At 57.2% G+C, this 7,740-nt stretch carries 7 protein-coding genes; all 7 read left to right on the forward strand.

Features of this window, described 5'->3' with window-relative positions:
* The 7 genes from atpB to CDA63_RS20955 all read left to right on the forward strand — a co-directional run bounded on the left by atpB (position 1) and on the right by CDA63_RS20955 (position 7,654).
* A complete protein-coding gene (gene atpB / locus CDA63_RS17455; protein ID WP_088465748.1) occupies positions 1-1,059 on the forward strand; it encodes a F0F1 ATP synthase subunit A in 1,059 nt (352 codons plus the stop codon).
* 55 nt (positions 1,060-1,114) lie between these two features.
* Positions 1,115-1,375 carry an ATP synthase F0 subunit C gene (atpE, locus tag CDA63_RS17460; RefSeq protein ID WP_088465749.1) on the forward strand — a complete coding sequence of 87 codons (261 nt, stop codon included), beginning with the start codon at positions 1,115-1,117 and terminating at the stop codon, positions 1,373-1,375.
* Between the two features lie 138 nt (positions 1,376-1,513).
* Positions 1,514-2,008 (forward strand): F0F1 ATP synthase subunit B, encoded by a 495-nt coding sequence (locus tag CDA63_RS17465; protein ID WP_088465750.1) that lies wholly within the window; start codon positions 1,514-1,516, stop codon positions 2,006-2,008.
* 87 nt (positions 2,009-2,095) lie between these two features.
* The gene (gene atpH, locus CDA63_RS17470; protein ID WP_088465751.1) at positions 2,096-2,656 is read left to right on the forward strand and encodes an ATP synthase F1 subunit delta; all 561 of its coding nucleotides are present in this window, start codon (positions 2,096-2,098) and stop codon (positions 2,654-2,656) included.
* A 6-nt stretch (positions 2,657-2,662) separates the two neighbouring features.
* Positions 2,663-4,243 (forward strand): F0F1 ATP synthase subunit alpha, encoded by a 1,581-nt coding sequence (gene atpA / locus CDA63_RS17475; protein ID WP_088465752.1) that lies wholly within the window; start codon positions 2,663-2,665, stop codon positions 4,241-4,243.
* A gap of 82 nt (positions 4,244-4,325) precedes the next feature.
* Positions 4,326-5,213, forward strand: coding sequence for an ATP synthase F1 subunit gamma (gene atpG / locus CDA63_RS17480; RefSeq protein WP_088465753.1), 888 nt, complete (start codon positions 4,326-4,328; stop codon positions 5,211-5,213).
* Positions 5,214-7,147: 1,934 nt separating this feature from the next.
* Positions 7,148-7,654: a hypothetical protein gene (locus CDA63_RS20955; protein WP_165768367.1), complete on the forward strand. Its 507-nt coding sequence runs from the start codon at positions 7,148-7,150 to the stop codon at positions 7,652-7,654.
* Positions 7,655-7,740 lie beyond the last annotated feature (86 nt).

Below are 7,740 nucleotides of genomic sequence, written 5' to 3' on the forward strand. Positions count from 1 at the left end.
ATGAAGCGCTTACTTTTTGCCCTCTTCTGCCTCCTGTCGCTGACGGCCCGTGCCAACGAGCCGATAGCCACCACGGCCGACGCAACGGAGTCCGAAAACTTCAACCCGGGCGAGATGATTCTGCACCACATCGGCGATTCGCACGAGTGGCACTGGTTCTCCATCGGCGAAGATCATTACACTACCTACCTACCCGTTATCGCCTACCGGGCGGGCAGCGGTCTGTCGGTGTTCTCGTCGCGGCACCTGGCCGAGGGAGAGGTGCATGAGGGCCTCAAGCTGGAGCACGAGCACCTGGTGTCGGAGGACGGCAGCAAGGTGTACGACTTCTCCATTACTAAGAACGTGGCTACGCTTATGCTGAGCGCGGTGCTGCTGCTGGTCGTGTTCACGACCGTAGCCCGCGGCTACAGCAAGCGCGGCACAGGCTCCCCCCGGGGCATTCAGTCGTTCTTCGAGCCTGTTATCGTCTTCATTCGCGACGAGGTTGCCAAGAAGTCGATTGGGCCCAAGTATGAGCGGTATATGCCTTACCTACTCACCGTGTTCTTCTTCATTTGGTTCAACAACCTGATGGGCCTGATGCCCGGCGGCGCCAACCTCACCGGCAATATCGCCGTGACTTTAACGCTGGCCCTGATGACGCTGCTCATCACCCTGTTCAGCTCCAACAAAAACTACTGGGCCCACATTTTCGCTACGCCCGGCGTACCTAAGCTGCTGTTGCCCATCATGATTCCGGTCGAGCTGATTGGCATCGTGGTGAAGCCGTTCTCGCTGATGGTTCGACTGTTTGCCAACATCACAGCCGGTCACATCGTGACGCTGAGCTTTATCTCGCTCATCTTCATCTTCCGCAACATCGGCATCGCGCCCGTGTCGCTGGCCTTTGGCCTGTTCATCAATCTGCTCGAACTGCTGGTGGCCATTCTGCAGGCCTACATCTTCACGCTGCTGACGGCCATGTACATTGGCGGCGCCGTGGAAGATCATCATGATGCCGATTACCAGATGGGTGGCGGCGAAGATGCCGATCCGGCACACGTGCCCGCCCACTAATTCCCGTTTTCTCCCCTGATTTTTTTCCGTTTTTCACTTCCCCAAATTCTTTTTTATGCTTCTTTCTCTGTTGTTGCAGGCCATTGCTAACTCTACTGGTCTGGCCGTATTCGGTGCCGCTATCGGTGCTGGTCTGGTTGCTCTGGGTGCCGGTCTGGGCATTGGTCGTATCGGTGGTCAGGCTATGGAAGCCATCGGCCGTCAGCCGGAAGCTTCGGGCAAAATCCAGACGGCTATGCTGATTGTGGCTGCCCTGATTGAAGGTCTGGCCCTGTTCGCCGTAGTAGTTTGCCTGCTGATTTCCTTCAAGCTCTAGGGATAAAGGTAGTACCAGAGCAGCCCGCTGCGCTAGGGCGCTTTCGCGCACAGCGTAGCGGGCTGTTTTGGCTTTTCCGGGGCCCGCGGGGCCTAGCCGGAATTCAGCGTCTTAAGTACTCCTCACTGATTACTTCCCATGAATATTGTAACGCCCGAACTCGGCCTGATTTTCTGGCAGGTGGTGATCTTCCTCATCGTGCTACTCTTGTTGCGCTCGTTTGCCTGGAAGCCCATTCTCAGCTCCCTCAAGGAGCGCGAAAGCTCTATTGAAGGAGCCCTGCGCATGGCCGACCAGGCCAAGTTGGAAATGCAGGCGCTCAAGGCTGGCAACGAAAAGCTGCTGACCGACGCCCGCATGGAGCGCGACCGGATTCTGAAGGAAGCCACCGCCGTTTCCACCCAGCTCATCGAGCAGGCCAAAGACAAGGCAACCGAAGAGGGCAACCGCATGGTCGCCCAGGCCCGCGAAGCCATCCAGAACGAGAAAAACGCCGCGCTGGCCGAGGTGAAAAATACTGCTGCCCAGCTCTCCATCGATATTGCCGAGCGCATCCTGCGCCGCGAGCTGACCGATCAGCCCGCCCAGCAGCAGCTCGTCGACTCGTACCTGAAAGAAGTAAAGCTTAACTAAGCTGATAGCCATTAGTTGTTAGCTGTTCGGTTTTCAAAGCCCGACAACGCTATCAGCTAAAAGCTAACAGCTATCAGCTCAAATAATATGTCTGAAATACGAGTTGCTTCCCGTTACGCCAAGTCTTTGATTGATTTGGCCAAGGAGCGGGGCGAGCTGGAGCAGGTAAAGCAGGATATGGACCTGTTCAGCAAAACGCTGAGCGAGAACCGCGACCTGCGCCTGTTGCTGCGCAACCCTATTGTGAAGCACGACAAGAAGCTGGCTATCCTGCGGGCTATTTTCGGCGGCAAGGTGACGGAGATGACGGAGAAATTCTTCACCCTCGTCACCCAGCACAACCGCGAAACGGCCCTCGTATTCATCGGCGACGAGTTCCTGAAGCAGTACAACCTGCAAGCGGGCATTCAGGTGGCCCAGGTAACGACGGCTACCGTGCTCGACCCCGCTTTGCGCGAACAGTTGCGCCAGCTCGTGCGCGAGCAGGCTGGCATGCCCGAGGTCACGCTCCAGGAAAAAGTAGACCCGTCGCTGATTGGGGGCTTCGTGCTCCGCATCGGCGACCGGCTCATCGACGACTCGGTGAGCTACCGGTTGCGCAAGCTGCGCACCGAATTCTCGAAGAATCTCTACCAACCCCAACTATAACCCACCATGGCAGACGTACGTCCGGATGAAGTATCCGCCATTCTGCGGGAGCAGCTTTCCAACTTCAAAACCGAAGCCGAACTCGAAGAGGTGGGCACGGTACTCCAGGTTGGCGACGGTGTAGCCCGCATCTACGGCTTGGGCAACGCCCAGTCGGGGGAATTGCTCGAATTTGAAAGCGGCCTGCAGGCCCTTGTACTGAACTTGGAAGAGGACAACGTGGGAGCAGTAATGCTCGGCGATTACTCCGACATCCGGGAAGGTGCCACCGTACGCCGCACCGGCAAAATTGCCTCCATCCAGGTGGGCGAGGGTATCGTGGGCCGCGTGGTAAACACGCTGGGCCAGCCCATCGATGGTCGGGGCCCCATTCAGGGCGAGACCTTCGACATGCCGCTGGAGCGTAAGGCGCCCGGCGTAATTTACCGCCAGCCAGTAACCGAGCCGATGCAAACCGGCATCAAGGCTATCGATGCCATGATTCCGATTGGCCGCGGCCAGCGGGAGCTCATCATCGGTGACCGTCAGACCGGAAAGTCGGCCGTAGCTATTGACACTATCCTCAACCAGCGCGAGTTCTTCGAGCGTGGCGAGCCCGTATACTGCATCTACGTGGCCGTAGGCCAGAAGGCCTCCACGGTAGCCCAGGTAGTACAGTCGCTCACCAAGGGTGGCGCCATGGACTACACGGTAGTTGTATCGGCTTCGGCTTCTGATCCGGCTGCGCTGCAGTTCTATGCTCCCTTCACTGGGGCCGCCATCGGCGAGTTCTTCCGCGATACGGGTCGTCCGGCCCTGGTGGTGTACGATGACTTGTCGAAGCAGGCCGTGGCCTACCGTGAGGTGTCGCTACTGTTGCGTCGTCCTCCGGGCCGCGAGGCATATCCCGGCGACGTATTCTACCTGCACAGCCGTTTGCTGGAGCGCGCCGCCAAAATCAACTCCTCGGACTCTATTGCCCAGGATATGAACGACCTGCCCGAGAGCATTAAGCACTTGGTGAAAGGCGGTGGTTCGCTGACGGCGCTGCCCATCATCGAAACCCAGGCCGGTGACGTTTCGGCGTATATCCCGACCAACGTAATTTCGATTACGGACGGCCAGATCTTCCTCGAAACCAACCTGTTCAACTCTGGTGTGCGTCCTGCTATCAACGTGGGTATCTCGGTAAGCCGTGTAGGTGGTAACGCCCAGATTAAGTCGATGAAAAAGGTGGCCGGTACGCTGAAGCTCGACCAGGCTCAGTTCCGTGAGCTGGAAGCATTTGCCAAGTTCGGCTCCGACCTCGACGCCTCGACCCGCCTCACGATTGAGCGCGGTCGTCGGAACCTTGAAATCCTGAAGCAGCCTCAGTTCTCGCCCCAGCGCGTGGAAGACCAGGTCGCTATCATCTACGTGGCTACCAACGGCCTGCTCGACAAAGTGCCCGTAGACAAGGTGCGCCAGTTCGAGAAGGAGTTCACCCAGACCATGCAGACCCGCCACCCGGAGGAACTGAAGGCCTTGAAAGCCGGCAAACTCGACGACACCATCACCGGGGCCATCCGTCAGGTAGCCAAGGACCTGTCGGCGCAGTACTCTTCTTAAATAAGCTGCAGGCCGTAAGCTGCAAGCTGATGTTCGCTCATCAGCTTGCCGCTTGCCGCTTACAGCTTGTAGCTCAACACAAATGGCTAACCTAAAAGAAGTCCGCAACCGCATTACCTCAGTGCAAAGCACGCAGCAAATCACCAAAGCCATGAAAATGGTGGCGGCGGCTAAACTGCGGCGGGCTCAGGACAATATCCTGCGCATGCGCCCTTACGCCCAGCGGCTCAACAGCATCCTGAGCAACCTTACGGCGCTGGCCGGCGATGAGGTGGAAAGCGAGTACGGGGTAGTGCGCGACGTGCGCCGGGTACTGGTTATCGCCATCACCTCCGACCGGGGCTTGGCGGGTGCGTTCAACAGCAACGTGTTCAAGGCCGTGAATGTACTGGCGCAGAGCCGTTACGCCGAGCAGGCTGCCACTGGCAACCTGACGGTGATGGCCATCGGCAAGAAAGCCCACGACTACTTCGGGAAGCGTGGGCCGCTGCTGGGTAGCTATCAGCACGTGTTCGGCAAACTATCGTTCGATACTGTGCGGGAGGCGGCCGAGCAGGCCATGGATGGCTTCCGGGCCGGCGACTACGACGAGGTGACGATGGTATACAACGAGTTCCGCAACGTGGCCACCCAGGTGATCCGCGTCGAGCAGCTGTTGCCCCTCGTGCCCGCCGAACAGCCCGCAAATGTGCCCACCACTAATGTGGACTACATTTTCGAGCCTTCCCAGGACGATATCATGCAGACCCTGATTCCGCAGTCGCTCAAAATTCAGCTCTACAAGGCGGTATTGGAAAGCAACGCTTCGGAACACGGCGCCCGCATGACGGCCATGGACAAGGCCACCGAAAATGCCGGTGAGCTGCTCAAAGAACTCAAGCTGACCTACAACCGGACCCGCCAGGCGGCCATTACCACCGAGATTCTCGAAATCGTAGGTGGTGCCGAAGCCCTAGCCGCTAGTCGGTAATATTACGTTGCTTCAAACTGCAAAGGCCCGCTTCCGAAAGGAGGCGGGCCTTTGCAGTTTGAAGAACAACAGGAAAAAAGTCTTATGCCAAAGTAGGATCGTCCTCTCTCTGCTGCTGATAAGCAAGTACCAAAACGCAGTAGTAGTACACTTCAGCTCCTAGAGCAATTTTCAAGTTAGTGTACAGGTCGTTCTGACGTCGTGCCTCACCCCCCAGCCCCCTCTCCGAAAAAGGAGAGGGGAGCCAACTACCGCCCGTACGAGGACTTGAAAACCGCTCTAGTTCAGGTAATCGAATAACTGCCGAGCACCCCCACGGCTTGTAGAAAGGTGGGTGACTGCGTCGGATACGGTAGGTGCTAATACTCAAACCCTCAATGCGTGCCCGGGTAAGCAAACAGTTGAGGACATAATGCTGCTTAGTTTGTGGTTATGTCATGCAACAACTGATTGTTTTTAAGTGTTTTATGCTCTCTTAAATGAGGTTTCGCCTGACAGAGGGCCGCCAGCAACTGTTGGTGACGGGTGGTAATTGGTGTTTGCTGAATACTGTTTCGCTGTGCAATACTGTTCGATAGGGAAAGTGTGGGATTTAACATTGATCTTGACTACCAATTACAGTTCGAGTATGAGCTGTAGTATGTTACTGAATTGTTTTACTCTTCCTCTTATCCGCGCATGAAAGTATTAGCTCCTCTCTTCGCACTTACTTGGTTGGTTTGTTTGATGCACTCATCAGGCCCGGCATGCCGTCGGATCATGGCGGGCTTGCTGACCTTGCTGCTGATTACGCTGCCGCTGGCTGCCTCATGGGCTCAGGTCGCCCGAGCGAGCCGGCTCCATCGGTCGGTACTGTTCTGCAACCCGATGGTACACTGCGGCCTGGGGCCAAAGGTTCGTTCGATGCTACAGGGTACGAGTTACAGTATGGGCTCAAAGGTGAACCTCGGCTACACCATACTACTGCTACTGCGGAATGGAATAGCATTGGTGGAGATCCGGCCGGGTTTCAAAACGGAGTCAATGGTGCCGTACTGGCCCTAGTCGTACGCGGGGCGGACGTATATGTGGGCGGAACCTTCACACAGGCCGGCGGAATAGCGGCCAACAATGTGGCTAAGTGGGACGGTTCGCGCTGGAGCAGTCTGGGCACGGGCACGGCCAACGGGGTTAACGGCACGGTTAAAGCTTTGGCCATAAGCGGGGAAGATCTGTACGTGGGTGGAAGCTTTACCCAGGCTGGCGAGGTGGTGGCCAACCGCGTGGTTCGGTGGGACGGTTCGCGCTGGAGCAGCCTAGGCACGGGCGCGGTCAACGGAGTTAATGCTACTATATCAGCCTTGGCCGTAAGTGGAACGGATGTGTACGTAGGTGGGGAATTCGTTAATGCTGGGGGAGCGCCCGCCAACCGCGTAGCCCGATGGGACGGTGTGCGCTGGAGTAGCCTGGGCACGGGCATATCCGACGGAATTAATATTGCGGTTTACGCCCTGGCTGTGCACGGCACGGACGTGTATGTGGGTGGGCGCTTTAGCCAGGCTGGTGAGTTAACGGCCAACAACATCGCTAAGTGGGATGGGACAAACTGGAGCAGTTTGGGCACAGGGGCAGCTAATGGACTCAATCTTATGGTTTACGCCTTGGCTATACGCGGCACGGACGTGTATGTGGGTGGGAGCTTTAGCCAGGCTGGTGAGATGACAGCCAACAATGTGGCCAAATGGGACGGTGTGCGCTGGAGCAGCTTGGGCTTGGGTGCGGACAATAAGGTGAATGGTACGGTTTCCGCCCTCACCATAATCGGAGCAGACGTGTACATAGGTGGGCTGTTTACGCTGATCGGCAAAAATACAGCCTCGAGTATAGCCCGGTGGAACGGCATAAGTTGGGACAATGTAGGCTTCGGAGTTGCTGGTGATGTTTACGCTTTCGCTGTGCGCGGTACGGACGTGTATGTGGGTGGAGAAGTTACGGCGGCTGGTGGGATGGTGGCCAACAATGTGGTTAAGTGGGACGGAGCAGCCTGGAGTAGCCTGGGCACGGGCGTGCCCAACGGAGTTGATGGTAATGTATCGGTCTTGGCCGTAAGTGGGACGGACGTATACGTGGGCGGAACCTTTACACAAGCTGGCGGGGTGGTAGCCAACCGCGTGGCCCGGTGGGATGGTGTACGCTGGAGCAGCCTGGGTACGGGCGAGGATAACGGTGTTATCGGTCACGTTTACGCCCTGGCTGTGCGCGGAACAGACGTGTATGTGGGCGGATCTCTTGTCCGGGCCGGTAATATGTGGGGGGTTAACAACATCGCCAAGTGGGATGGGACAAACTGGAGCACTCTGGGCAATGGGTTGGGCAATGGCGTATTCGCCATGGTTATGATCGGAAAAGACTTGTACGTGGGTGGGACCTTTGCCCAGGCCGGTAAAGTTGAGGTGGTCTAGCTAAGCCGGACACAATTGGGACGTTGTTTGAAGATGGGTTTCAAAGTGATTGGGCGATTGATAGCCGAGGGCAGAATGCCGGCGTT

Origin of the sequence: Hymenobacter amundsenii (assembly GCF_002204745.1) — a bacterium.
GTDB classification, from domain to species: domain Bacteria; phylum Bacteroidota; class Bacteroidia; order Cytophagales; family Hymenobacteraceae; genus Hymenobacter; species Hymenobacter amundsenii.